This is a genomic window from Ancalomicrobiaceae bacterium S20 (assembly GCA_040269895.1).
In the GTDB taxonomy this organism is placed as follows: Bacteria; Pseudomonadota; Alphaproteobacteria; order Rhizobiales; family Ancalomicrobiaceae; genus Methyloraptor; species Methyloraptor flagellatus.
Map to the genome: position 1 here is coordinate 1,394,400 of CP158568.1, position 24,427 is coordinate 1,418,826.

General features: G+C 66.0%; 22 protein-coding genes, 1 tRNA gene and 1 pseudogene. All 24 read left to right on the plus strand.

The window, feature by feature from the left end:
- Window positions 1-149 precede the first annotated feature (149 nt).
- Entirely contained in the window at window positions 150-1,562 is a 1,413-nt protein-coding gene (locus tag ABS361_06520) for a cytochrome ubiquinol oxidase subunit I (protein XBY45897.1), read from the plus strand.
- A complete protein-coding gene (cydB, locus tag ABS361_06525) occupies window positions 1,559-2,572 on the plus strand; it encodes a cytochrome d ubiquinol oxidase subunit II (GenBank protein XBY45898.1) in 1,014 nt (337 codons plus the stop codon). The genes ABS361_06520 and cydB overlap by 4 nt, the downstream gene beginning before the upstream one ends.
- A 199-nt stretch (window positions 2,573-2,771) precedes the next feature.
- Window positions 2,772-2,848, plus strand: a tRNA-Asp gene (locus ABS361_06530).
- A 216-nt stretch (window positions 2,849-3,064) separates the two neighbouring features.
- Complete coding sequence (locus tag ABS361_06535) at window positions 3,065-3,655, plus strand: BLUF domain-containing protein (GenBank protein XBY45899.1); 591 nt, start codon at window positions 3,065-3,067, stop codon at window positions 3,653-3,655.
- Window positions 3,656-3,965: 310 nt separating this feature from the next.
- Window positions 3,966-5,381 (plus strand): pilus assembly protein TadG-related protein, encoded by a 1,416-nt coding sequence (locus ABS361_06540; GenBank protein ID XBY45900.1) that lies wholly within the window; start codon window positions 3,966-3,968, stop codon window positions 5,379-5,381.
- A gap of 340 nt (window positions 5,382-5,721) precedes the next feature.
- Window positions 5,722-7,209 carry a pilus assembly protein TadG-related protein gene (locus ABS361_06545; protein XBY45901.1) on the plus strand — a complete coding sequence of 496 codons (1,488 nt, stop codon included), beginning with the start codon at window positions 5,722-5,724 and terminating at the stop codon, window positions 7,207-7,209.
- Between the two features lie 526 nt (window positions 7,210-7,735).
- The gene (locus ABS361_06550; GenBank protein ID XBY45902.1) at window positions 7,736-8,101 is read left to right on the plus strand and encodes an NADH-quinone oxidoreductase subunit A; all 366 of its coding nucleotides are present in this window, start codon (window positions 7,736-7,738) and stop codon (window positions 8,099-8,101) included.
- Window positions 8,092-8,673: an NADH-quinone oxidoreductase subunit B family protein gene (locus tag ABS361_06555; GenBank protein XBY45903.1), complete on the plus strand. Its 582-nt coding sequence runs from the start codon at window positions 8,092-8,094 to the stop codon at window positions 8,671-8,673. The genes ABS361_06550 and ABS361_06555 overlap by 10 nt, the downstream gene beginning before the upstream one ends.
- A 179-nt stretch (window positions 8,674-8,852) precedes the next feature.
- On the plus strand, window positions 8,853-9,467 hold the full coding sequence (locus ABS361_06560) for an NADH-quinone oxidoreductase subunit C (GenBank protein XBY45904.1): 615 nt from the start codon (window positions 8,853-8,855) through the stop codon (window positions 9,465-9,467).
- A 12-nt stretch (window positions 9,468-9,479) separates the two neighbouring features.
- The gene (locus tag ABS361_06565; GenBank protein ID XBY45905.1) at window positions 9,480-9,752 is read left to right on the plus strand and encodes a hypothetical protein; all 273 of its coding nucleotides are present in this window, start codon (window positions 9,480-9,482) and stop codon (window positions 9,750-9,752) included.
- A gap of 4 nt (window positions 9,753-9,756) precedes the next feature.
- Window positions 9,757-10,950 carry an NADH-quinone oxidoreductase subunit D gene (locus ABS361_06570; GenBank protein ID XBY45906.1) on the plus strand — a complete coding sequence of 398 codons (1,194 nt, stop codon included), beginning with the start codon at window positions 9,757-9,759 and terminating at the stop codon, window positions 10,948-10,950.
- A 104-nt stretch (window positions 10,951-11,054) separates the two neighbouring features.
- Window positions 11,055-12,122: an NADH-quinone oxidoreductase subunit NuoE gene (gene nuoE / locus ABS361_06575; protein ID XBY45907.1), complete on the plus strand. Its 1,068-nt coding sequence runs from the start codon at window positions 11,055-11,057 to the stop codon at window positions 12,120-12,122.
- Window positions 12,123-12,128: 6 nt separating this feature from the next.
- Complete coding sequence (locus tag ABS361_06580) at window positions 12,129-12,392, plus strand: hypothetical protein (protein ID XBY45908.1); 264 nt, start codon at window positions 12,129-12,131, stop codon at window positions 12,390-12,392.
- 11 nt (window positions 12,393-12,403) lie between these two features.
- Entirely contained in the window at window positions 12,404-13,696 is a 1,293-nt protein-coding gene (gene nuoF / locus ABS361_06585) for an NADH-quinone oxidoreductase subunit NuoF (GenBank protein ID XBY45909.1), read from the plus strand.
- 8 nt (window positions 13,697-13,704) lie between these two features.
- Entirely contained in the window at window positions 13,705-13,911 is a 207-nt protein-coding gene (locus tag ABS361_06590; protein XBY45910.1) for a hypothetical protein, read from the plus strand.
- 10 nt (window positions 13,912-13,921) lie between these two features.
- Window positions 13,922-16,017: pseudogene (gene nuoG, locus ABS361_06595) on the plus strand (NADH-quinone oxidoreductase subunit NuoG).
- A gap of 13 nt (window positions 16,018-16,030) precedes the next feature.
- Window positions 16,031-17,083, plus strand: coding sequence for an NADH-quinone oxidoreductase subunit NuoH (gene nuoH, locus ABS361_06600; GenBank protein ID XBY45911.1), 1,053 nt, complete (start codon window positions 16,031-16,033; stop codon window positions 17,081-17,083).
- A 175-nt stretch (window positions 17,084-17,258) separates the two neighbouring features.
- A complete protein-coding gene (locus ABS361_06605) occupies window positions 17,259-17,498 on the plus strand; it encodes a hypothetical protein (protein XBY45912.1) in 240 nt (79 codons plus the stop codon).
- 8 nt (window positions 17,499-17,506) lie between these two features.
- Window positions 17,507-17,995 (plus strand): NADH-quinone oxidoreductase subunit NuoI, encoded by a 489-nt coding sequence (nuoI, locus tag ABS361_06610; protein ID XBY45913.1) that lies wholly within the window; start codon window positions 17,507-17,509, stop codon window positions 17,993-17,995.
- A gap of 133 nt (window positions 17,996-18,128) precedes the next feature.
- Window positions 18,129-18,743: an NADH-quinone oxidoreductase subunit J gene (locus tag ABS361_06615; protein ID XBY45914.1), complete on the plus strand. Its 615-nt coding sequence runs from the start codon at window positions 18,129-18,131 to the stop codon at window positions 18,741-18,743.
- A gap of 149 nt (window positions 18,744-18,892) precedes the next feature.
- A complete protein-coding gene (gene nuoK / locus ABS361_06620) occupies window positions 18,893-19,201 on the plus strand; it encodes an NADH-quinone oxidoreductase subunit NuoK (protein XBY45915.1) in 309 nt (102 codons plus the stop codon).
- 8 nt (window positions 19,202-19,209) lie between these two features.
- Entirely contained in the window at window positions 19,210-21,324 is a 2,115-nt protein-coding gene (nuoL, locus tag ABS361_06625; protein ID XBY45916.1) for an NADH-quinone oxidoreductase subunit L, read from the plus strand.
- A complete protein-coding gene (locus tag ABS361_06630) occupies window positions 21,324-22,838 on the plus strand; it encodes an NADH-quinone oxidoreductase subunit M (GenBank protein XBY45917.1) in 1,515 nt (504 codons plus the stop codon). The genes nuoL and ABS361_06630 overlap by 1 nt, the downstream gene beginning before the upstream one ends.
- 160 nt (window positions 22,839-22,998) lie before the next feature.
- Entirely contained in the window at window positions 22,999-24,426 is a 1,428-nt protein-coding gene (gene nuoN, locus ABS361_06635; GenBank protein ID XBY45918.1) for an NADH-quinone oxidoreductase subunit NuoN, read from the plus strand.
- The last annotated feature ends 1 nt before the right edge of the window (window position 24,427 follow it).

Genomic DNA, 24,427 nt, shown 5'->3' on the forward strand with positions numbered 1-24,427 from the left:
GATGTGAAGCGTCGGCGTTACGGCGTCGGCCGTGAGGCTGTCATCATCGGTTCGTCCTTCGCCCCGATCCTCGGGCGCAAAGGACACCCGCCGGACAGGCCTTCGATGCATGCGGCATCGGGGTGCGGGCCGGCGACGCGAGGACGATCATGCTCGAAAACCTCGACGCGACGGTCCTGTCCCGAATCCAGTTCGGCTTCACCATCACGTTCCACATCATCTTCCCGGCTTTCACCATCGGCCTGTCGGCCTTCATCGCCACGCTCGAAGGGCGCTGGCTCTGGACGGGCGACGACCTCTACCACCGGCTCGCGCGCTACTGGACCAAGATCTTCGCGATCTCTTTCGCGATGGGCGTCGTCTCCGGCATCGTGCTCTCCTACCAGTTCGGCACCAACTGGAGCCGCTTCTCGGTCGTGGTCGGCAACGTCATCGGTCCGCTGATCGGCTACGAGGTGCTGACCGCCTTCTTCCTGGAGGCGACCTTCCTCGGCATCATGCTGTTCGGCTGGAACCGGGTGCCGCCGTGGCTGCACTTCCTCGCCTCGGTGATGGTGGCGATCGGCACGGCGATCTCGGCGTTCTGGATCCTGTCGGCCAACAGCTGGATGCAGTCGCCGGCCGGTTACGAGATGCGCGACGGCGTCGCGCACGCGACCGACTGGTTCGCGGTGATCTTCAATCCGACGTTCCCGTATCGCTTCGCCCATATGGTGATCGCGGCCTACCTGACCACCTCGATCGTGGTGCTGTCGGTCGGCGCAAGGCACCTCAGGCGCGGGCGCTTCGTGCCGGAATCGCGCGTCATGCTGCACATGGGGCTCGGGCTCGCGGCGATCCTGGCGCCCCTGCAGATCATCATCGGCGACTTCCACGGCATCGCCACGCGCGACCACCAGCCAGCCAAGCTCGCCGCGATCGAGGGGCACTGGGACAATGACGGTCCGGCGCCGCTCGTGCTGTTCGGCTGGCCGAACCAGCAGGCCGAGCGCAACGACTACGAACTCGCCATCCCGAAGCTCGGCAGCCTGATCATCACCCATGACTGGGAAGGCCGCTTCAAGGGGCTGAAGGACTTCGCCGCTGTGGATCGGCCGCCGGTCTGGCCGGTGTTCTGGGGCTTCCGCGTCATGGTCGGGCTCGGGCTCGCCATGCTGGCGCTCGCCTGGGTCGGCGTCTTCGCCTGGTGGCGCGGCCGGCTCGACAATTGGCGGCTCTATCTCGATGCGGCGACGGTCGCCTGGCCGGCGGGCTTCCTCGCCATCGTGGCCGGCTGGTTCGTCACCGAGATCGGCCGGCAGCCGTGGATCGCAACCGGCATTCTCAGGACCGCCGACGCGGCCTCGCCGGTGCCCGCGCATGTGGTGGCGACGTCGCTCGCGGCTTTCGTCGTCGTCTACGGCGTCGTGTTCGCGGCCGGCATCTACTACATCAACCGCATGATCGTGAAAGGCCCGGCGCCGGCCGTCACGGCCGAGGAGGAGGGCGTGCCGTCGCGGCCGCTCTCCGGCGCGCTCGGCGCGGCCGGTCATGCCGCCAAGACCACGGGAGGCGCGGCATGAGCGCGACGGCCGACCTGCTGCCGGTCGTCTGGGCCGTGATCATCGCGGTCGCCGTGGTGCTCTACGTCATCATGGACGGCTTCGATCTCGGTATCGGCATCCTGTTCCCGGGCTTGCGCGACGAGGGCGAGCGCGATCAGGCGATGAACTCGATCGCGCCCTATTGGGACGGCAACGAGACCTGGCTCGTGCTCGGCGGCGGCGGCCTGTGGGTCGCTTTCCCGAAGGCCTACGCGGTCGTGATGCCGGCACTCTACATCCCAGTCATCGCCATGCTGCTGGCGCTGATCTTCCGCGGTGTCGCGTTCGAGTTCCGCTTCGCGGCGAAGCCGAACCACCGGGCCTGGGATCTTGCCTTCATGCTCGGGTCGATGGCGGCGGCGTTCTTTCAAGGATGCGTGCTCGGCGGGCTCCTGTCCGGCATCAAGGTCGAGAACGGCGCTTTCGCCGGCGGGCCGCTCGACTGGCTTACGCCGTTCTCGGTCCTGTGCGGCCTCGGCCTGATGGCCGGCTACGCGCTGCTCGGCGCGGGCTGGCTGGTGCTGCGCACCCATGGCGACATCACCGAGAAGGCACGGCGGCTGATCGGGCCGCTGGCGATCGCGGTCGGCGGCTTCGTCGCCGCGGTCAGCCTGTGGACGCCGATCCACAGCCCGGCGATCGCGGCACGCTGGTTCTCGTTCCCGAACATCGCGCTGCTCTGGCCGCTGCCGGCGCTGACGGCGGCGTTCCTCTACTGGGTCTGGCGCCATGCCCGCAACGGCAACGACACGCTGCCGTTCCCGGTCACGATCGGCGTCTTCGTGCTCGCCTTCGCCGGTCTGGGCATCTCGGTGTTCCCGATGATCGTGCCGCCGTCGATGACGGTCTGGGACGCGGCGGCGGCACCTGAATCGCTCGTCTTCTTCCTGATCGGGACGCTCGTCATGATTCCGGTCGTGCTCGGCTACACCGCCTTCGTCTACTGGACGTTCCGGGGCCGGATCGGGGCCGGGGAGGGGTATCATTGAGCGCGAAAATGGCGCGCGCCATGCACGTCGAAAAAACGACGGCAGCGCGCGCCTTTTTGCGTCAAGGACTTGGAGTTATCCACGGCCCTGTCACGGGACTGAAAAAATCTCGCACACCCCGCGCTTGACTTCATCCGCGGGGGGCCGTAAACGACCCACACCTCGGCGGCGGACACGATCCGCTGCGCCAGAGGCGAGCGGGGGTGTAGCTCAGTCGGTTAGAGCGCCGGCCTGTCACGCCGGAGGTCGCGGGTTCGAGCCCCGTCACTCCCGCCACTTTCCTTCCCGATGGGAAGGTCTTCCGCACAATGAAGATCCGCCTGACCGGCGGCCTCGATCGAGAGGCCGCCGCAGGCTGGATTGTCGTCGCGTCTTGCATGCGTTGGCAAGCTGCAAAAACGCATGCGTTAACTTTTTGGCTTCAATCGATTTAAGGCTTCGCTCAGTTTTTGGTATTGAAATTTCAGTGTCGACCATCAAAGGAGGCGCGCCATGTTGCTCAGTCGCGTCATCTTCTACGCCCACAACAACATCCGCCCGAACGGGGCGCGGGCGAGCGATCTCGTCAAGGTCATCCTGTCGGCCTGTACGGCCTATGATGCCGCCTCGGGCCTGTCCGGGGCGCTGGCGTTCAGCGACCGGTACTTCGTGCAGGGCATGGAGGGCGAGCGGGAGCTGCTGACGCGGCAGTTCCTGAAGATCTCGCAAGACGAGCGTCTGAGCCATCTGACCCTGTGCCATTGCGAGGAGATCGCGGTGCGCCGGTTCGTCGGCTGGACGGTCGCCTTTGCGGGCCATAACAGCGAGGCGCTCGATCGGCTGTTCCTGCGCCATTCGGTCACCAACCACCTCGATCCGACCCGCATGACCGGCGAGGCGATCCTCGGCCTGCTCGCGGACGTGACGCAGCTCGACAGTCCCTATGTCCAGCGCGCCGGCGGCGCTGCGCGCCAGTCCGGCGGGCCCGGCCCGTCGGCGGGGGTGAGTGCGGCCGGTGGCGCGGACGTGCCGTTCCGGCCGGCTCGGATGCCGCATGTGCCCGCGGAGGTCGAGCGGAGTCCGGTCAACCGCAGCGCGCTCTGAGAATTCGTGTCGATTGTGGTCGTCCGAAATGACGCAGCTGCCCACCAGGGTCGGCGCGCTAATTCCATATCGATTTCGGAATATTCTGAAATGTCAAAAATACGACAATTGATGTAATTGTTGGTTGTGCGCGTATACGTGGTGAATTGCGACAATTGTACGCGCCAAAAACGATTTTGAACCGCATCTGAACCGATAACGGCGCGGGTGACAGCGATTATTGCCCAGATAGACTGAGGTTTCATCGGTTCAATAGACGAACCCTTAGGATTTTTGCAGATACTCGCAGGATGGAACTCTAGGAGCCTTCATGGCTGCGTTGTCTGAATTTCTCGGTCGGTTCGCCTGCGCTCGGCGCGGCTCGGTGATGGTGTGGTTCGCCCTTACCGTGCCGCTGCTGGCGGGGGCGGCCGCTGCCGCGACCAACTATGCCTGGCTCGTCCTGAAGCGCACGGAACTGCAATCGGTTGCCGATTCCGCCGCGACGGGCGCCGCGCGCGAGCTGGCACTCGCCGGGCAGGAGCGCGAGCGCGTCGTCGCGGTGGCGCGACAGCTCAGTTCGGCCGGCCTCACCCAGAAGAAGATCTCGGCCGAGACCGCGGTCGACGTGATCGACAAGTACACGGCCGTGAAGGTCGGCCTCAGCGCGACGGTCGATCTGCCGATCACGTTGCTCGCGTCGTCGAGCGTCGTCGATGTCACCGCGATCGCGCGCCTCGCCAATGCGGCGCCGGTCTGCATGATGTCGCTTGACCAGAAGGCGAACCGGGCGATGTATCTGCAGGACTTCGCCCAGGTGACCGCACCCGGTTGCGGCGTGTTCGACAACAGCGACAATGCGATGGCGCTGTGGGCACAGGGTCGGGCCGCGATGCGCGCGATGACGATCTGCTCGAGCGGCGGCGTCTTTGGCGCCAGCAGCTTCACGCCGACGCCGATCACCGATTGTCCGGTCGCCGAAGACCCGCTCGCCTACCGCAAGCCCCCGACGGTCGACCGGTGCGACCACACCGAGACCGTTCTCGTCACCAGCGGCCATGTCACGCTCAATCCCGGCTTCTACTGCGGCGGCATCCAGGTGCTGGGCGGCACGGTGAAGCTCAATCCCGGCATCTACGCGGTGCGCTTCGGCGTGGCCGTCAACGGCGGCGGCACGTTGATCGGCAACAACGTCAGCTTTTATCTGACCTCCCAGGCGCCGAGCAATGTCGACCGCACGAAAGACTTGCGTGCGGCGGCGCTGCCTTGGATGGAGCCGGAGCTCACCCGCGACGTGATCCAATCGCTCGGGTTGAGCGAGGTGACGGGCGGCAATGGCGCCGGTGCTCTCGTCAAGCAGGCGGGGGGGCAAGTCCTGTCGCTGGTCGACGGCAGTCCGCGCCTCTTTTTCGCGACGCTGTCGACGATCGATCTGTCCGCGCCCAAGGATGGTCCGCTCGCCGGGATCCTCGTCTTCGAGGATCGCCGCAATACCGAGCTGCTGCAGCACCAGATCACCAGCGACAACGCTCATAACCTGCTCGGCACCATCTACCTGTCGCGCGGAGCGCTGGTGGTCGCGGCAAACCGGAAAGTTGCCGACGGGTCCGCCTACACGATCATCGTGGCCCGGCGCCTCTACATGAGCCGCAATGCCAACCTGGTTCTGAACAGGGGGTACGACAAGACCGAAGTGCCGGTTCCGGAGGGCGTCGGGCCGTCGCGCAAGGTCTACCTGTCGAACTGACATCGTCGTTGCTCTGCCATTGACCGCGTCGCTGCACGGCGGCGCGGCGCGCATGCCGTTGTCAATGGTCTGGTGTAATTCAGTGCCTGCGCGGCAAAAACGGCGTCGAGGTTTGTCGCCTATGTTGATAGAGAAGGATATATCTGAATATTGATCCGGAAAAATTCCTGTTTGCGACAACTGTGATATCTTGAATTACGCGATTAAATAGGTATTGCGTTTTTTAGTTGTGGTGACAGTCTGGAATTTTATGTCATTTGACACAATCCGATCTTCGGTTGAAAGCCTTGATTAAGGGGTATTACCTAATTTGCCTTTGGGGAATTAAAGGTCTTAGGAAATGCGTTTCGACATCTGCCTCCAGCGCTTGGGTCGGGATCGGCGAGCGAGCGTCGTCGTCTGGTTCGCGCTCGCGGTACCGACGCTGGTCGTGCTGGCGGCGGCGGCCACCGACTACGGCTGGCTGGCGCTGAAGCGCGTCGAACTGCAGCAGATCGCCGATGCGGCGGCCACGGGCGCGGCCAAGGAACTCGCGCTGGCGGGGCGGGAGAATGAACGCGTCATCGTCGTCGCCCGCGAGATCGCGACAGCCGGCCTGTCGCAGGCGAAGCTCTCTTCCCAGATCGATGCCAAGGTGGTCGACAACTACTCGGGCGTCTCGGTCTCGCTGTCGGCCACCGTGACGTTGCCGATGCCGATCCTCGGGCAGTCGAGCGTGGTCGGCGTCAATGCGGTCGCCCACGTCGGCAAGGCGCCGCCGGTCTGCATGGTGTCGCTCGATCCGGACGGGTCGAAGGCGGTCAATTTGCAGGACGCGGCCATGGTGACGGCACCGGGCTGCGGCATCTACGACAACAGCAGGAGCAGCGATGGCCTGTCGGCCCAGGGGCGCGCGCAGATGCACGCGACCACCATCTGCACCGTCGGCGGCGTGACCGGCAGCGCCAGTTTCACGCCATCGCCGATCACCGATTGTCCGACGTTGGAAGACCCGCTCGCCGGTCGCAAGCAGCCGGCGCTCGGGCGGTGCGATCACACCGAGACCGTGGTCGTCCGCCGTCAGAGCGTCGTGCTCAATCCCGGCGTCTATTGCGGCGGCCTGATCGTCGAGGAGGGCGGTGTCGCGCGGCTCAACCCCGGCATCTACACGATCCGGTTCGGGCTCGCCGTCGCGGCGGGGGGAACGCTTCAGGGCACAGGCGTCGGCTTCTTCCTGACCGGCCAGTCGCCGAGCAACGTCAGTCCGTTCAGCGACAGGACGACCCAGGAAGTCAATTTCGGCGCGCCTTGGCTCGAGGCGGCGGTCCGCGGGGAAGGCTATGTCGTGCCGCGGATGGGGCAGGAGTGCGAGCTCGTCTCCGCGGTGCGAGGTCTGTTGCAGGGCGGGCAGGGGCTCGGCGGCGCGGTAAACGCCTACCGAAATCAGGTTCGGCGGCAGTCGCAGCCGCAGCAGGCTGCGGGGCGCGTCGATGCGAGCGCGCGGATCTACTTCGACGTGGATTCGACCATCGATCTCGCCGCACCGAAAGACGGCCCGCTCGCCGGTATCCTGTTCTTCGAGGACCGGAGCAACACGCTGCTGATCCAGCATCAGATCATCAGCGACAACGCCCGCAACCTGCTCGGCACCGTCTATCTGTCGCGTGGCCTGCTCGCGATCGCCTCGACCAAGCGCATCGCCGAGGGCTCGGCCTATACGATCATCGTCGCGCGGCGGGTGTTCATGAATCGCAGCGCGAACCTTTATCTGAACTCGAACTACAGCCGCTCGGACGTGCCGGTTCCTGAAGGGGTCGGGCCGATCGCCAAGGTCTATCTGACCCGCTGAGCCCGGCTCGTCGCGCTGCGGCCGCGGCGAGCAGACGAACCGCGCCGGAGTCGGGGCAGGGGCGTCGGCGGTGGGTTGCGATTCGTGTCGGTGACGTTGTTTTGCAGCGCCGATCCGCCCGCGTCCGGCGCGGAAGTCGCAACCTTGGTCAAAAGTCACTGAACAGCCACGCGCCGCAGGCCTGCGGCGACCGGTGGCGCGCGGTCCGCAGCCCGCTGTTACCGTGGCGCTCCAGTCCTGATTCGGTATTTTATTCAGCGAGATATGGACATTGCGCGGCGGCGTGCCCATCTCTCGTTCCCCAGCCCGGACATGCCACCATAGAACCTTCCCAAGGTGCTTGCGTCCGTTCGGCCACTGGGCTAAGCGTGCCTTCATTGCGGTGCCGCATGACCGGCCGCGCGGATCTGTCGCGTGGGTCGGTCGCCGCACGGGGCGTTCCGGCCGACGAAACCGGTCTCGCACCCTGTGCCGCGGTGTCGCCGTCCCTTATCCCCGGCCGTCCGGCCGGACGAGAGGTCGATCGATGCAAGGCCTGCTCAGCGAATATCTGCCGATCGTCGTGTTCATCGGCATCGCCGCCGTGATCGGTCTGGCGCTCCTGGTGGCCCCGTTCCTCGTGGCCTACAAGAACCCCGATCCGGAGAAGCTGTCGGCCTACGAATGCGGCTTCAACGCCTTCGACGACGCGCGCATGAAGTTCGACGTCCGGTTCTATCTGGTGTCGATCCTGTTCATCATCTTCGATCTCGAGGTCGCGTTCCTGTTTCCGTGGGCGGTCGCCTTCGGTGATGTGGGCTGGGTCGGCTTCTGGTCGATGATCGTGTTCCTCGGTGTGCTGACGATCGGCTTCGTCTACGAATGGAAAAAGGGAGCCCTGGAATGGGACTGAGCCCTGCCACGTCGCCGCTCGTCGCGCCGAAGCCCAAGGGGATCATCGATCCCTCGACCGGCAAGCCGGTCGGCGCGACCGATCCGTTCTTTCTCGAGGTGAACGCCGAACTCGCCGACAAGGGGTTCCTCGTCACCGCGACCGACGATCTCATCAACTGGGCGCGCACCGGCTCGCTCATGTGGATGACCTTCGGTCTCGCCTGCTGCGCGGTCGAGATGATGCAGCTCTCGATGCCGCGCTACGACGTCGAGCGCTTCGGCTTCGCGCCGCGCGCCTCGCCGCGCCAGTCCGACGTCATGATCGTCGCCGGCACGCTGACCAACAAGATGGCGCCCGCGCTCCGCAAGGTCTACGACCAGATGCCGGAGCCGCGCTACGTCATCTCGATGGGCTCCTGCGCCAACGGCGGCGGCTACTATCACTATTCCTATTCGGTCGTGCGTGGCTGCGATCGCGTGGTGCCGGTCGACATTTATGTCCCCGGCTGCCCGCCGACCGCCGAGGCGCTGCTCTACGGCGTGCTTCTCTTGCAGAAGAAGATCCGCCGCACGGGTACGATCGAACGCTGATACGGCCGATCGGCGCGGTTCTCCGCGCCGGCGCCCGCCGTCCGGGCTCGGCTCGTTCGGTGCGAACATCGCGGGTCCTCCCGGACCCGATCCTTCCGGCCGGGTGCGCTCGCATCCGGGTGTCGTCCCGAACCGGGCTCTGTCGAGCCCGGATGTCGTCGAAGAGGGGCAGTCGACCCATGACTGAGGCCACCACTGAGGCCGCCGATCTCGGACAGCACATCGCCGCGGCGCTCGGGCCGAAGGTCCGCGCGGTCGCCCTGGGCGTCGACATGCTGACCGTCGAGGCCGAGGCGGCGGCGATCCTCGACGTGCTGGCGTTCTTGCGCGACGACGCGGCCTGCCAGTTCGTCAACATCACCGATATCGCCGGTGTCGACTACCCGAACCGCGAGAAGCGCTTCGATGTGGTCTACCATCTGCTGTCGCCGAAGAAGAATCGGCGTATCCGGGTGAAGGTGGAGACCGACGAGGTCACGCCGGTGCCGTCCGCGACGTCCCTGTTCAAGGGGGCCGACTGGTTCGAGCGCGAGGCCTACGATCTCTACGGCATCCTGTTCACCGGGCATCCGGATCTGCGTCGCATCCTGACCGACTACGGGTTCGACGGGCATCCGCTGCGCAAGGACTTCCCGCTCACCGGCTTCGTCGAGGTCCGCTACGACGAGGCGCAGAAGCGGGTGGTCTACGAACCGGTCCGGCTCGTGCAGGAATTTCGCAATTTCGACTTTCTTTCGCCTTGGGAAGGCACCGACTACGGGCTGCCGGGCGACGAGAAGGCGAGGGGCAACTGATCGGAGGGGGTCTTGGACGGTCGCGGCTGGGAAACGGTTCTCGCTCTCGCCGCGCTGTTCGCGATCCTCGTCGTGCCGGTCCTGACGGGCGCGGCACAATGGTTCGAGCGGACGATCCGGTTCAACTGGAACTGGCTCGTCCACATTCTGGTCGGCCTGGGGATCGGATATCTGATCGCCTGGCATAGTCTGAGCCTCCGTCCGGGTACGGAGACGGCCGCAACGGAAGCGGACGGCTCCGAGATCCGGACCGGATCGGTGAAGGCGACGGGTTCGAGGAAGTGACGCGATGGGCGCTGAAGCTCAGGTCCGCAACTTCAACATCAACTTCGGCCCGCAACATCCTGCGGCGCACGGCGTCTTGCGCCTCGTGCTCGAGCTCGACGGCGAGGTCGTGACCCGCGTCGATCCGCATATCGGCCTGCTGCATCGCGGCACCGAGAAGCTGATCGAGGTCAAGACCTATACCCAGGCGCTGCCCTATTTCGACCGGCTCGACTATGTCGCACCGATGAACCAGGAGCACGCCTGGTGTCTGGCGGTCGAGAAGCTGCTCGGCATCACGGTGCCGAAGCGCGGCCAGCTCATTCGCGTGCTCTATTCCGAGATCGGGCGTCTGCTGTCGCATCTCCTCAACGTGACGACCCAGGCGATGGACGTCGGCGCGCTGACCCCGCCGCTGTGGGGGTTCGAGGAGCGCGAGAAGCTCATGATGTTCTATGAGCGCGCCTCGGGCAGCCGCATGCACGCCGCCTACTTCCGCGTCGGCGGCGTCCATCAGGATCTGCCGCAGGCGCTCGTCGAGGACATCGGCGCGTTCTGCGATCCGTTCCTGAAGGTGGTCGACGATCTCGACGCGCTCCTGACCGAGAACCGCATCTTCAAGCAGCGCAACGTCGACATCGGCGTGATCAGCCTGGAGGAGGCCTGGAACTGGGGCTTTTCGGGCGTGATGGTGCGCGGTTCGGGCGCGGCGTGGGACCTGCGCAAGTCGCAGCCCTACGAGTGCTATTCCGAGCTCGACTTCGATATTCCGATCGGCAAGAACGGCGACTGCTACGACCGCTATCTCATCCGCATGGAGGAGATGCGCCAGTCGGTGAAGATCATGAAGCAGTGCGTCGAGCGCCTGCTCGGGTCGGAGAAGAAGGGCCCGGTGTCGTCGACCGACGGTAAGGTGGTGCCGCCGAAGCGGGGCGAGATGAAGCGCTCGATGGAAGCGCTGATCCACCACTTCAAGCTCTATACCGAGGGCTTCCATGTGCCCGAGGGCGAGGTCTATGCGGCGGTCGAGGCGCCGAAGGGCGAATTCGGCGTCTATCTGGTCGCGGACGGCACCAACAAGCCGTATCGCGCCAAGATCCGGGCGCCGGGCTTCGCCCACCTGTCGGCGATGGACTACATGAACCGCGGTCATCTGCTGGCCGACGTGTCGGCGATCCTCGGGTCGCTCGACATCGTGTTCGGCGAGGTCGATCGGTGAGATTGTCCGGCGGACGGGCGACCGTCCGCCGATCCCGCGCGCCGAACGGGTTCGGCTGGTGCGGGCGAGGTACGAACGCGCGAGCGTGAAGGCGAGAGAGAGCGATGGCAGTTCGCAGACTGGCTCCGGCCGAGGTTCAACCGGCGACGTTCGCGTTCAACGCTGAGAACGCGGCGTGGGCCGAGGCGACGATCGCCAAGTATCCTGCCGGCAAGCAGGCGAGCGCGGTCATTCCGCTGCTCTTCCGCGCGCAGCAGCAGGAGGGCTGGGTGTCGAAGGCGGCGATCGAGACGATCGCCGACAAGCTCGGCATGGCCCATATCCGCGTGCTCGAGGTCGCGACCTTCTACACGATGTTCCAACTCGCGCCGGTCGGCAAAAAGGCCCACGTCCAGGTCTGCGGCACGACGCCGTGCATGCTGCGCGGCTCGGACGCGATCATCGACATCTGCAAGCATCGCATCGCGCATCACCCGCACGAGATCTCCGCCGACGGCGACTTCTCGTGGGAAGAGGTCGAGTGCCTCGGCGCTTGCGTGAACGCGCCCATGGTGCAGGTGTGGTCGGACGTCTACGAGGATCTGACGCCGGAGAGCTTCAACGCCGTGCTCGACGCCTTCGCGCGCGGCGAGACGCCGAAGCCGGGCCCGCAGTCGGGTCGGCACGGCGCCGAGAACGCCGACGGCCAGACCACGCTGACCGATCCGGGCCTCTACAACGGCGCCTACCGCGTCAATGTCGCGCTGCAGACCGGCGAGACGGCGGTCGCCGAGGCACCGGCCCCCGCGCCGCAGCCGGCTCCGGCCGCTCCTGCCCCCGTTGCGCCGGCCCCCGTGGCTGCAGCGCCGGCTCCGGTCGCGGCTCCGGAAGAGAAGGTCTCCGACGAGTTCAAGCCGGAACTGCTGTCCGGCCCGCGCGACGGTGCGAAGGGCGACGACCTGAAGCTGATCTGGGGCGTCGGACCGAAGCTCGAGGCGATGCTCCACGACATGGGCGTCTACCATTTCGATCAGATCGCGGCGTGGAGCGAGATGAACCTGAAGTGGGTCGACCAGAACCTGGGCGCGTTCAAGGGCCGCGCGGTCCGCGACAAGTGGATCGAGCAGTCCGCCAAGCTCGCGACCGGCTGGCGGCCGTCCTCGGAAGCCGGCGACAAGCCGCCGGCGGAGTGAGGGGACATGGCAACGACAACCACCGTCACGAACGAACTGATCTACGACGTGCTCAAGGCGGTTCAGGGCCGGTTGGGCAACATCGAGCAGAAGATCGGTGAAGTCGAATATCGCCTCGGCGCGATGGACGGCCGGGTCGCTGCCGTGCGGCATGAAATCGGTGCGTCGCAGACCGACGTTACCAACATCTATGGAACTCTCGGGCATATCGATGGCCGCCTGACACGCATCGAGCGGCGTCTGGATCTCTTCGAACCCCCGGCGGCATAGCGGAACCGATCATGTTGAAAGACAAGGACCGCATTTTCACGAACATCTACGGCCTTCAGGACCGGAGCCTGAAAGGCGCGATGGCGCGTGGGAACTGGGACGGCACCAAGGCGATCCTCGATCGTGGCCGCGACTGGATCATCGAGCAGATGAAGGCCTCGGGCCTGCGCGGCCGCGGCGGCGCGGGCTTTCCGACCGGCCTCAAGTGGTCGTTCATGCCCAAGCAGTCGGACGGCCGTCCGCACTATCTGGTCGTGAACGCCGACGAGTCGGAGCCGGGCACCTGCAAGGACCGCGAGATCCTGCGCAACGATCCGCATCACCTGGTCGAAGGCTGCCTGATCGCGTCCTTCGCGATGGGCGCCCACGCGGCCTACATCTACGTGCGCGGCGAGTTCATCCGCGAGCGCGAGGCGCTGCAGCGCGCGGTCGACGAGGCCTACGAGGCCCGGTTGATCGGCAAGGACAACATCCACGGCTATCCGTTCGATCTCTACGTCCATCACGGTGCCGGCGCCTACATCTGCGGCGAGGAGACCGCGCTGCTCGAGAGCCTCGAGGGCAAGAAGGGTCAGCCGCGTCTGAAGCCGCCGTTCCCGGCGAACGTCGGCCTCTACGGCTGCCCGACCACGGTCAACAACGTCGAGAGCATCGCGGTCGCGCCGACGATCCTGCGCCGCGGCGGCGCCTGGTTCGCCGGGCTCGGCAAGCCGAACAACACCGGCACCAAGCTCTTCTGCGTCTCCGGCCACGTGAACAAGCCCGCCACCTTCGAGGAGGAGATGGGCATCACGTTCCGCGAGATGATCGAGAAGCACTGCGGCGGCATCCGCGGCGGCTGGGACAACCTGCTCGCGGTGATCCCGGGCGGCTCGTCGGTGCCGGTCGTGCCGGCGGCGCAGATGATCGACGCCTCGATGGATTTCGACACGCTGCGCGGGCTCGGCTCCGGCCTCGGCACGGCGGCGGTGATCGTCATGGACAAGTCGACCGACATCGTGCGGGCGATCGCGCGGCTCTCGTATTTCTACAAGCACGAGAGTTGCGGCCAGTGCACGCCGTGCCGCGAGGGCACCGGCTGGATGTGGCGCGTCATGGAACGGATGGTTCGCGGCGACGCGGAGATCCGCGAGATCGACATGCTCCAGCAGGTGACCAAGCAGGTCGAGGGTCACACGATTTGCGCGCTCGGCGATGCCGCTGCGTGGCCGATCCAGGGCCTGATCCGGCATTTCCGCCCGGAGATCGAGGCGCGCATCAACGCCCGCAAGGCCGCGACGCGTCCGCTGGTCGCGGCGGAGTGAGGTGAGCGATGGCTGAGCCGGAGAGTCTGGTGCTGGTCTACCTCAGGCGGATCGACGAAAAGGTCGATCGGCTGATCGACGACGTGCACGACTTGAAGGTTCCGGTCACGAACGTGGAAGAAGGGCTCGCCGGCATCAACCGGCGGCTCGACCGACTTGAAACGCGTATGGACCGTGTCGAGCGCCGGCTCGATCTGGCCGACCATCCGCACTGAGAGCTGAAGCATGGCCAAGATCAAGATCGACGGCATCGAAATCGACGTCGCACCGGAGTCGACGCTCCTGCAGGCCTGCGAGGCCGCGGGTGCCGAGGTGCCGCGCTTCTGCTTCCACGAGCGGCTCTCGATCGCCGGCAATTGCCGCATGTGCCTCGTCGAGGTGAAGGGCGGTCCGCCGAAGCCGCAGGCCTCCTGCGCCATGGCCGTGCGCGACCTGCGCCCCGGCCCGAACGGCGAGCCGCCGGAGGTCTTCACCAAGACCCCGATGGTCAAGAAGGCCCGCGAGGGCGTGATGGAATTCCTGCTGATCAACCATCCGCTCGATTGCCCGATCTGCGATCAGGGCGGCGAGTGCGATCTGCAGGACCAGGCCATGGCCTATGGCGTCGACAGCTCGCGGTTCCAGGAGAACAAGCGCGCGGTCGAGGACAAGTACATCGGCCCGCTGGTCAAGACGATCATGACGCGCTGCATCCAGTGCACGCGCTGCGTCCGCTTCACGGCCGAAGTCGCCGGCGTCGGCGACCTCGGCCTGATCTCGCGCGGTGAGGACGTCGAGATCACGACCTATCTCGAAACCGCGATGCGGTCGGAGTTGCAGGGCAACGTCGTCGACCTCTGCCCGGTCGGCGCGCTGACCTCCAAGCCCTATGAATTCGCCGCCCGCCCGTGGGAGCTCGGCAAGACCGAGTCGATCGACGTGATGGATGCGGTCGGCTCCAACATCCGCGTCGACACCCGCGGCCGCGAGGTCATGCGCATCCTGCCGCGCCTCCACGAGGGCGTGAACGAGGAGTGGATCTCCGACAAGAGCCGCCACGTCGTCGACGGGCTGAAGACCCAGCGCCTCGACCGGCCCTATGTCCGGGTCGGCGGCCGCCTGCAGCCGGCTTCCTGGGCCGAGGCGTTCCAGGCGATTGCGGCGAAGGTCAAGGGCACCGCGGGCAGCAAGCTCGGCGCGATCGCGGGCGATTTCGCCAGCGTGGAAGAACTCTTCGCGCTGAAGAGCCTGATGACCGCGCTCGGTTCGGCGAACATCGACGCCCGCCAGGACGGCACGGTGCTGTCGCCGACCCATGGCCGCGGCTCGTACCTGTTCAACAGCACGATCGAAGGCATCGAGCAGGCCGACGCGGTGCTGATCATCGGATCGAACCCGCGCAAGGAAGCGGCCGTGCTCAACGCCCGCATCCGCAAGCGCTGGCTCAAGACCGGCATGAAGATCGGCGTGATCGGCGAGGCGGCCGATCTCACCTACGCGACCGAGCATCTGGGCAACGGCCCGGAGACGCTCGAGGCGCTGGCGAATGGCCAGATCGCCTTCAAGTCGGTGCTCGACGATGCCAAGAACCCGCTGATCATCGTCGGCCAGGGCGCGCTGGCGCGGCCCGACGGTCTCGCGATCCTGTCGACGGCGGCGAAGCTCGCCCAGTCGGTCGGTGCGGTCTCGGAGGCCTGGAACGGCTTCTCGGTGCTGCACACGGCGGCGAGCCGCGTCGGCGCGCTCGACGTCGGCTTCGTGCCGGCCGAGGGCGGCCTCGACACAGCGGGCATGGTCGCCGCGGCGGGGCAGGGGCGCTCGACGTCCTGTTCCTGCTCGGCGCCGACGAGATCGACATGAAGGGGCTCGGTTCGGCCTTCGTGGTTTATATCGGCACCCATGGCGACGCCGGCGCGCACCGCGCCGACGTGATCCTGCCGGCGGCCGCCTATACCGAGAAGTCCGGCACCTATGTGAACACCGAAGGCCGTGTCCAGATCGGCAACCGCGCCGGCTTCCCGCTCGGCGAGGCGCGCGAGGACTGGGCGATCCTGCGGGCCCTGTCGGCCGTGCTCGGCAAGACGCTGCCGTTCGACAGCCTGAACGAACTGCGCAAGGCGCTCTATGCGGCCTACCCGCATTTCGCCCGGCTGGACGTTCCGGCGAGCGGCGGTCACGAGGATGTCGCCAAGCTCGCCGATATCGGCGGGGCGGTCGACAAGGCGCCGTTCCGGAGCCCGACCACGGACTTCTATCTGACCAACCCGATCGCGCGGGCGTCCGCGGTGATGGCGGAATGTTCCGCGCTCGCCAACGCCCGCGTCGCAGCCGCCGCGGAATGAGGGCCGACACGCGATGACCGGTTTCTGGACCGATACCCTCCTGCCGCTGATCATCATCGTGGCGCAGTCGCTGCTCCTGATGGTGGTGCTGCTGCTCGTGATCGCCTACGTGCTCTACGCCGATCGCAAGATCTGGGCGGCGGTGCAGATGCGCCGCGGTCCGAACGTGGTCGGCCCCTGGGGCCTGTTCCAGTCCTTCGCCGATCTCTTGAAGTTCGTGCTCAAGGAGCCGGTGATCCCGTCGGGCTCGAACAAGGCGATGTTCCTGCTCGCGCCGCTGATCACCGTGATCGTGGCGCTGGCGGCCTGGGTGGTGGTGCCGTTCGCGCCGGGCTGGGTGATCTCCGACATCAACGTCGGCATCCTCTATATCCTGGCGATGTCGTCGCTGAGCGTCTACGGCATCATCATGGGCGGCTGGGCGTCGAACTCGAAGTATCCGTTCCTGGCCGCGCTGCGGTCGGCGGCGCAGATGGTGTCCTACGAGGTCTCGATCGGCTTCGTGATCATCACGGTGCTGCTCTGCGCCGGTACGCTGAACCTGTCGGGCATCGTTCATGCGCAGGAGACCCGAGGGCTCGCGACCGCGATCGGCCTGCCGTGGCTCAGCTTCCTGAACTGGTACTGGCTGCCGCTGTTCCCGATGTTCGTGATCTTCTTCATCTCGGGCCTCGCCGAGACGAACCGTCCGCCGTTCGACCTCGTCGAAGCGGAATCGGAGCTGGTCGCGGGCTTCATGGTCGAGTACGGCTCGACGCCGTACATGATGTTCATGCTCGGCGAATACGTGGCGATCGCGCTGCAGTGCGCGATGACCGCGATCCTGTTCATGGGCGGCTGGGCGCCGCCGCTGGCCATCGCGCCGTTCACCTGGGTGCCGGGCATCGTCTGGTTCCTGCTGAAGAGCCTGCTCGTGTTCTTCATGTTCGCCATGGTGAAGGCGATGGTGCCGCGCTACCGCTACGACCAGCTCATGCGGCTCGGCTGGAAGGTCTTTCTTCCGATCTCGCTGGCGGCGGTCGTGATCGTGGCCGGCGTTCTGAAGGCGACCGGCTGGGGTCCGTGATGCGTTTCAGGCGGGGGCTCCCCCTGCCGGGCTGTGACGCCCGGGGCGGCGTCACAGAAGTTCGCGCGACGCCGGATGGCCGGCGTGCTTGAAATTTCCGACGCCGGAGGGCCGGCGTCGGATGCATTCGAGACCGGGAAGCGGTGGGGCACCGTGGTCCCGGTGGAGACGTGAGATGGAACTGTCGCTGCCCGGACTGGTCGGTGCCGCTTTCGGCGTCGGTGTCGGCGTTCTCGATTTCGGGATCGTCGCGAGCCTGGTCCGGCGGGCGATGGAGAAGCGGGGGAACCGGCCGGATGCGGTCCGCAAGGACGGCAAGGGTTCGGGCGAGGGGCTGTTGAAAGTGTTGTTCGTGATCAACGCACTGGTATTCGCCGGACTGGGCTACTGGTTCGGCGCGAAAATCGGCGGATGAGGGCCACCATGAGACTGGACCAGGCTGCGAAGTCCTTGTTCCTGAAGGAATTCGTGTCGGCTTTCTTCCTGACGATGCGATACTTCTTCGCGCCCAAGGCGACGATCAACTACCCGTTCGAGAAGAACCCGGTCAGCCCGCGGTTCCGCGGCGAGCATGCGCTGCGCCGGTATCCGAACGGCGAGGAGCGCTGCATCGCCTGCAAGCTCTGCGAGGCGATCTGCCCGGCGCAGGCGATCACGATCGAGGCGGGGCCGCGGCGCAACGACGATACGCGCCGCACCACCCGCTACGACATCGACATGGTGAAGTGCATCTACTGTGGCTTCTGTCAGGAAGCCTGCCCGGTCGATGCGATCGTCGAGGGACCGAACTTCGAGTTCGCGACCGAGACGCGCGAGGAGCTCTACTACGACAAGGAGAAGCTCCTCGCGAACGGTGAGCGCTGGGAACGCGAGATCGCCCGTTCGATCGCGCAGGACGCGCCGTACCGCTGATTTCCGCCGCCCGCGGACCTGTTCCGCGGCGCCTGGACGATCGTCGCGGGGCAGCCCGCGACGGACGTGACGACGAGGAACTAAGGACCGATCCGGCGGGCATCCGCGGGATCGGGGACCGGGGAAAAGACCGATGGTCGTGCAAGCCCTCTTCTTCTATCTCTTCGCCGCGATCACCGTGGCCTCGGCCGTGATGGTGATCTCGGCCAGGAACCCGGTCTATTCGGTCATGTTCCTGATCCTCGCCTTCTTCAACGCGGCCGGGCTGTTCGTGCTGCTCGGCGCGGAGTTTTTGGCGATGCTGCTGATCGTGGTCTACGTCGGCGCGGTCGCAGTGCTGTTCCTGTTCGTGGTCATGATGCTCGATGTCGACTTCGTCGAGCTGCGCGAGGGCTTCCTGCAGTATCTGCCGGTCGGTGTCGTGATCGGCGGCATCCTGCTGGTCGAGCTCTTCATGGGGCTCGGTGCCTGGGTGATCGATCCGGGCGTGCTGGCGAAGCCGGTGGCGCCGATCCCGGCGGCGGACAAGGTCTCCAACATCGTGGCGATCGGGCAGGTGCTCTACACCCGCTACGTCTACTTCTTCGAGGCGGCCGGCATGGTGCTCCTGGTGGCGATGATCGGCGCGATCGTGCTGACGCTGCGCCACAAGGACTTCGTCAAGCGCCAGGACGTCGCCCGTCAGGTCGCGCGGCGGCCGGAGACGGCGATCGAGCTGGTCAAGGTCGAGCCGGGTCAGGGTCTCTGACAAGGCTTCGGCGCCCGGGGCCGGGTGCCGGATACGGAATGGTCGGGTCGCGCGACTGTCGCGGCTCTGGTTGGAAGACGGAAGCGGGTGTTGCGGCGGGCAGGGGTTCGTCGGCGGCATCCGGTGGTGAGAAGGCTCGGGGGTGACCCATGGAAATCGGATTGTCGCACTACCTGTCGGTGGCCGCGATCCTGTTCACGATCGGCATCTTCGGGATCTTCCTGAACCGTAAGAACGTGATCGTGATCCTGATGTCGGTCGAGCTGATCCTGCTCGCCGTCAACATCAACTTCGTCGCCTTCTCGAGCTTCCTCGGCGATCTGGTGGGCCAGGTGTTCGCACTCTTCGTCCTCACCGTCGCCGCGGCGGAGGCCGCCATCGGGCTTGCGATCCTGGTGGTGTTCTTCCGCAACCGCGGCTCGATCGCGGTCGAAGACATCAACATGATGAAGGGTTGAGGACGCCCATGTATTCCGCCATCGTCTTCCTGCCCCTTCTCGGGTTCCTGATCGCCGGCGCGATCACGCTGTTCCGGCACAAGCTGCCGGCGGGCGGCGGCCACGGCCATCACGGTCACGACGACTACGCGCATGGCCATGATGCGCATGGTCACGATGCGCATGCCCATGCGGCCCATGACCATGGTCACGATGCGCATGGTCATGACGATCACGGCCACGGCCACCATGAGGATCCGCCGATCGTGCGGTTCGCGCAGCTCGCCACCGCCGGCCTGATGGTGGTCGCGGCGGCGCTGTCGTGGATCGTGTTCTTCAAGACCGCGACCTCCGGCGCCCACGAGGCGGTGCGCATCCCGCTGATGACCTGGATCCAGTCCGGCGCGCTCGACGTCGCCTGGGCGATCCGTGTCGACATGTTGACGGCGGTCATGCTGGTCGTCGTGAACTCGGTCTCCGCGCTCGTCCACATCTACTCGATCGGCTACATGGCGCATGATCCGCACAAGACGCGGTTCTTCGCCTACCTGTCGCTGTTCACCTTCGCCATGTTGATGCTGGTGACGTCCGACAACCTGCTGCAGATGTTCTTCGGCTGGGAAGGCGTCGGCGTCGCGTCCTATCTGCTGATCGGGTTCTGGTATCAGAAGCCGTCGGCGAACGCGGCCGCGATCAAGGCCTTCGTCGTCAACCGCGTCGGCGATTTCGGCTTCATCCTCGGCATCTTCGGCGTGTTCTGGCTGTTCCAGTCGATCGACTACGCCACGATCTTCGCCAACGCGGCAGCGATGAAGGGCAAGACGATCCACTTCCTGAGCTGGGACGTCGATGCGCTGACCACGATCTGCCTGCTCCTGTTCCTCGGTGCGATGGGCAAGTCGGCGCAGTTCCTGCTGCACACCTGGTTGCCGGACGCGATGGAAGGCCCGACGCCGGTCTCCGCGCTGATCCACGCCGCGACCATGGTGACCGCCGGCGTGTTCATGGTGGCGCGGCTGTCGCCGCTGTTCGAGCTGGCGCCGACCGCGCTCGCCGTCGTGACCTTCATCGGCGCGACCACGGCGTTTTTCGCGGCGACGATCGGTCTCGTGCAGAACGACATCAAGCGCGTGATCGCCTATTCGACCTGTTCGCAGCTCGGCTACATGTTCGCCGCGCTCGGTGTCGGCGCCTATGGGCCGGCGGTGTTCCACCTGTTCACGCACGCCTTCTTCAAGGCGCTTCTGTTTCTCGGCGCCGGCTCGGTCATCCATGCCGTGTCGAACGAGCAGGACATCCGCAAGATGGGCGGGCTGAAGAGCCACATCCCGCTGACCTACACCATGATGCTGATCGGCACCCTGGCGCTGACCGGCTTCGGCGTGCCGATGAGCTCGCTCGGCTTCGCGGGCTTCAACTCGAAGGACGCGATCATCGAGGCGGCCTATGCCGGCACCAATGTGTTCGCGCCCTACGCCTTCGGCCTTCTGGTCATCGCGGCGCTGTTCACCTCGTTCTACTCCTGGCGTCTGGTGTTCATGACCTTCTGGGGGAGCCCTCGCGCTCCGAAGGAGGTGATGGATCACGTGCACGAGAGCCCGAAGGTGATGACCGTGCCGCTGATCCTGCTCGGCATCGGCGCGATCTTCGCCGGCATGCTGTTCTCGCCCTGGTTCATCGGCGCGGGCGCGGAAGGCTTCTGGAAGGGCGCGGTCGTGGTGGCGCATGCCGCCGAGGGCCACGAGCATCACCCGCCGGTGTGGGTCATGTTCGCGCCGTTCGTGGCGATGGCCGTCGGCTTCGTGGTGGCGTTCCTGTTCTACGTGGTCGATCCGAGCCGGCCGGCCGCGCTCGCCAAGGAACATGACGCGCTCTACCAGTTCCTGCTCAACAAGTGGTACTTCGACGAGCTCTACGACTTCCTGTTCGTGCGCCCGGCCAAGTGGCTCGGCCGCACGCTGTGGAAGAAGGGCGACGGGGCGGTCATCGACGGCCTCGGGCCGGACGGCGTCTCGGCCCGCGTGATCGACATCACCCATCAGGTGGTGCGGCTGCAGTCGGGCTACGTCTACCACTATGCCTTCGTGATGATGATCGGGGTCGCGGCCCTGGTGACCTGGATGATGTTCGGGGGAGCCCACTGATGTCGAGCTGGCCGCTCATTTCGATCGTCACCTTCCTGCCGCTGGTCGGGGCGTTCTTCATCCTCCTGGTGCGCGGCGACGACGCCGTCGCCAAGCGCAACATCCGCGTGACCGCGCTGATCACGACCGTGTTCACCTTCCTGGTGTCGCTCCTGATCCTCGCGCGCTACGACGCCTCCAACCCGGGCTTCCAGCTCGAGGAGAAGGCGCCGTGGCTGGGCGGCCTGTTCAGCTATCACATGGGCGTCGATGGCATCTCGGTGCTGTTCGTGATCCTCACGACCTTCATCATGCCGTTCTGCATCCTGGCGAGCTGGGAATCGGTCGACAAGCGGGTGCGCGAGTACATGATCGCGTTCCTGATCCTCGAGACGCTGATGATCGGCGTGTTCACCGCGCTCGATCTGATGCTGTTCTACGTGTTCTTCGAGGCCGGCCTCATTCCGATGTTCATCATCATCGGTGTCTGGGGCGGACCGCGCCGGGTCTACGCGTCGTTCAAGTTCTTCCTCTACACGCTGCTCGGCTCGATCCTGATGCTGATCGCCATGATCGCGATGATCTGGCAGGCCGGGACCGCGGATATCGTCCAGCTCATGGACCATCAGTTCCCGAAGGCGCTGCAGATGTGGTGCTGGCTCGCCTTCTTCGCCTCGTTTGCGGTGAAGATGCCGATGTGGCCGGTGCACACCTGGCTGCCGGACGCCCACGTCGAGGCGCCGACGGCCGGATCGGTGATCCTGGCCGGCATCCTCCTGAAGATGGGCGGCTACGGCTTCCTGCGCTTCTCGGTGCCGATGTTCCCGCTGGCGTCGGAGTATTTCGCGCCCTTCGTGTTCACCCTGTCGGTCGTCGCGATCATCTACACCTCGCTGGTCGCGCTGATGCAGGAGGACATCAAGAAGCTGATCGCCTATTCATCGGTCGCCCACATGGGCTACGTGACGATGGGCATCTTCACGATGAACGTACAGGGCGTGCAGGGCTCGATCTTCCAGATGGTCAGCCACGGTTTCGTCTCGTCGGCGCTGTTCCTCTGCGTCGGCGTGATCTACGACCGCATGCACACCCGCGAGATCAAGGCCTATGGTGGGCTCGTCAACCGCATGCCCTGGTATGCGGTGGCGTTCCTCCTGTTCACCATGGGCAACGTCGGCCTGCCGGGCACCTCCGGGTTCATCGGCGAGTTCCTGACGCTCATGGGCGCCTACAAGGCCAACACCTGGGTGGCGTTCTTCGCCGCGACCGGCGTGATCCTGTCGGCCGGCTATGCGCTGTGGCTCTACGCCCGCGTCATGAACGGCAAGCTCGACAAGCCGTCGCTGCAGGGCATTCTCGATCTCAGCCTGCGCGAGCGGTTCATCCTGATCCCGCTCTTGGTCGCGACGATCTACTACGGCGTCTATCCGCAGCCGCTCCTGCACGCCACGGCGGCGTCGGTCGACCGGCTGGTGACCAAGTATCAGGCCGCCGTCGAGGCGGCGGTCAAGACGGCGATGGTCGTCACGCAGTGATGTCTGCCGCGCCGGGGATCGCCCCGGCGTGGCGAATGCCTGCACCAAGACAGTGGCCGGCGCGGGGGAGGGCTCCCGCGCCCGGCGAATGAAACGATGGACGTGAATGCGGCCGCCGCCGGCCTTTCGGCGACGGCGGCCAACCAAGGGGTCGACCTCCGTGCTCGCAGCTCACCTTGCGCCGGTCCTGCCGGAAATCATCCTCGCCGTCGGCGCGATCGTGCTCCTCATGGTCGGCGTGTTCGCCGGCGGGCGGCCGACCGGGATCGTCACGGCCGGCACGGTCGCGGTCATTCTGGTTGCCGGGCTGGTGGTCGCGTTCAGCCCGCGCACCGGCACGGCCTTCGACGGCGTCTGGATCAACGACGGCTTCGGCAATTACATGAAGCTCCTGTCGCTGGTCGGCGCCGGCGTGACGCTGCTGCTTGCAGCCCGTCCGGCGGTGCAGGGCGGCTACGATCGCTTCGAACTGCCGGTGCTCATCCTCATCGCCACGCTCGGCATGATGATGATGATCTCGGCCAACGACATGATCTCGCTCTATCTCGGCCTGGAGCTGCAGTCGCTCGCGGCCTATGTGATCGCCTCGATCCATCGCGACAACCTCAAGTCGACCGAGGCGGGCCTGAAGTACTTCGTGCTCGGCGCGCTGTCGTCGGGCCTGCTGCTCTACGGCGCGTCGCTGGTCTACGGCTTCACCGGCACGACCAGCTTCCCCGGCATCGCTGCGGCGATCGCCGCGCACGGCAAGTCGACCGGCATCGTCTTCGGCCTCGTGTTCATCCTGGCCGGCCTGTCGTTCAAGATCTCGGCCGTGCCGTTCCACATGTGGACGCCGGACGTCTACGAAGGCGCGCCGACGCCGGTGACGGCGTTCTTCGCCGCCGCGCCCAAGGTCGCCGCCATGGCGCTGGTCACGCGCGTCGCGGTCGAGGCGTTCAAGCCCTCGACGCACGACTGGCAGCAGGTGATCGTGTTCGTGTCGGTCGCCTCGATGCTGCTCGGTTCGTTCGCCGCGATCGGCCAGACCAACATCAAGCGTCTGATGGCCTATTCCTCGATCGGCCATGTCGGCTACGCGCTCGTCGGCCTCGCCGCCGGCACGGCCGACGGCGTGCAGTCGGTGGTCGTCTACATGACGATCTACATGGCGACCACGCTCGGCGCCTTCGCGATGATCCTGTCGATGCGGCGCGCGAGCGGCCCGGTCGAGACGATTTCGGATCTCTCGGGTCTCGCCCGCACCAATCCGCTTGCCGGCTTCCTGTTCGCGATGATCATGTTCTCGCTCGCCGGCGTGCCGATCCTGGCGGGCTTCTTCGCCAAGCTCTACGTGTTCATGGCGGCGGTGCAGGCCGGCCTGGTGACGCTCGCGGTGATCGGCGGCGTCGCCAGCGTGGTGGGCGCGTTCTATTACCTGCGCGTCGTCAAGATCATGTATTTCGACGAGCCGGCCGAGCCGTTCCTGCCGATGGCGTTCGAGCAGAAGCTCGTGCTGATCGTGTCGGGCGTGTTCTCGCTCGCCTTCGTCGCGCTCGGCAGCCCGCTGGTCGGCGCGGCGACCGCGGCGGCGAAGTCGTTCTTCTGAG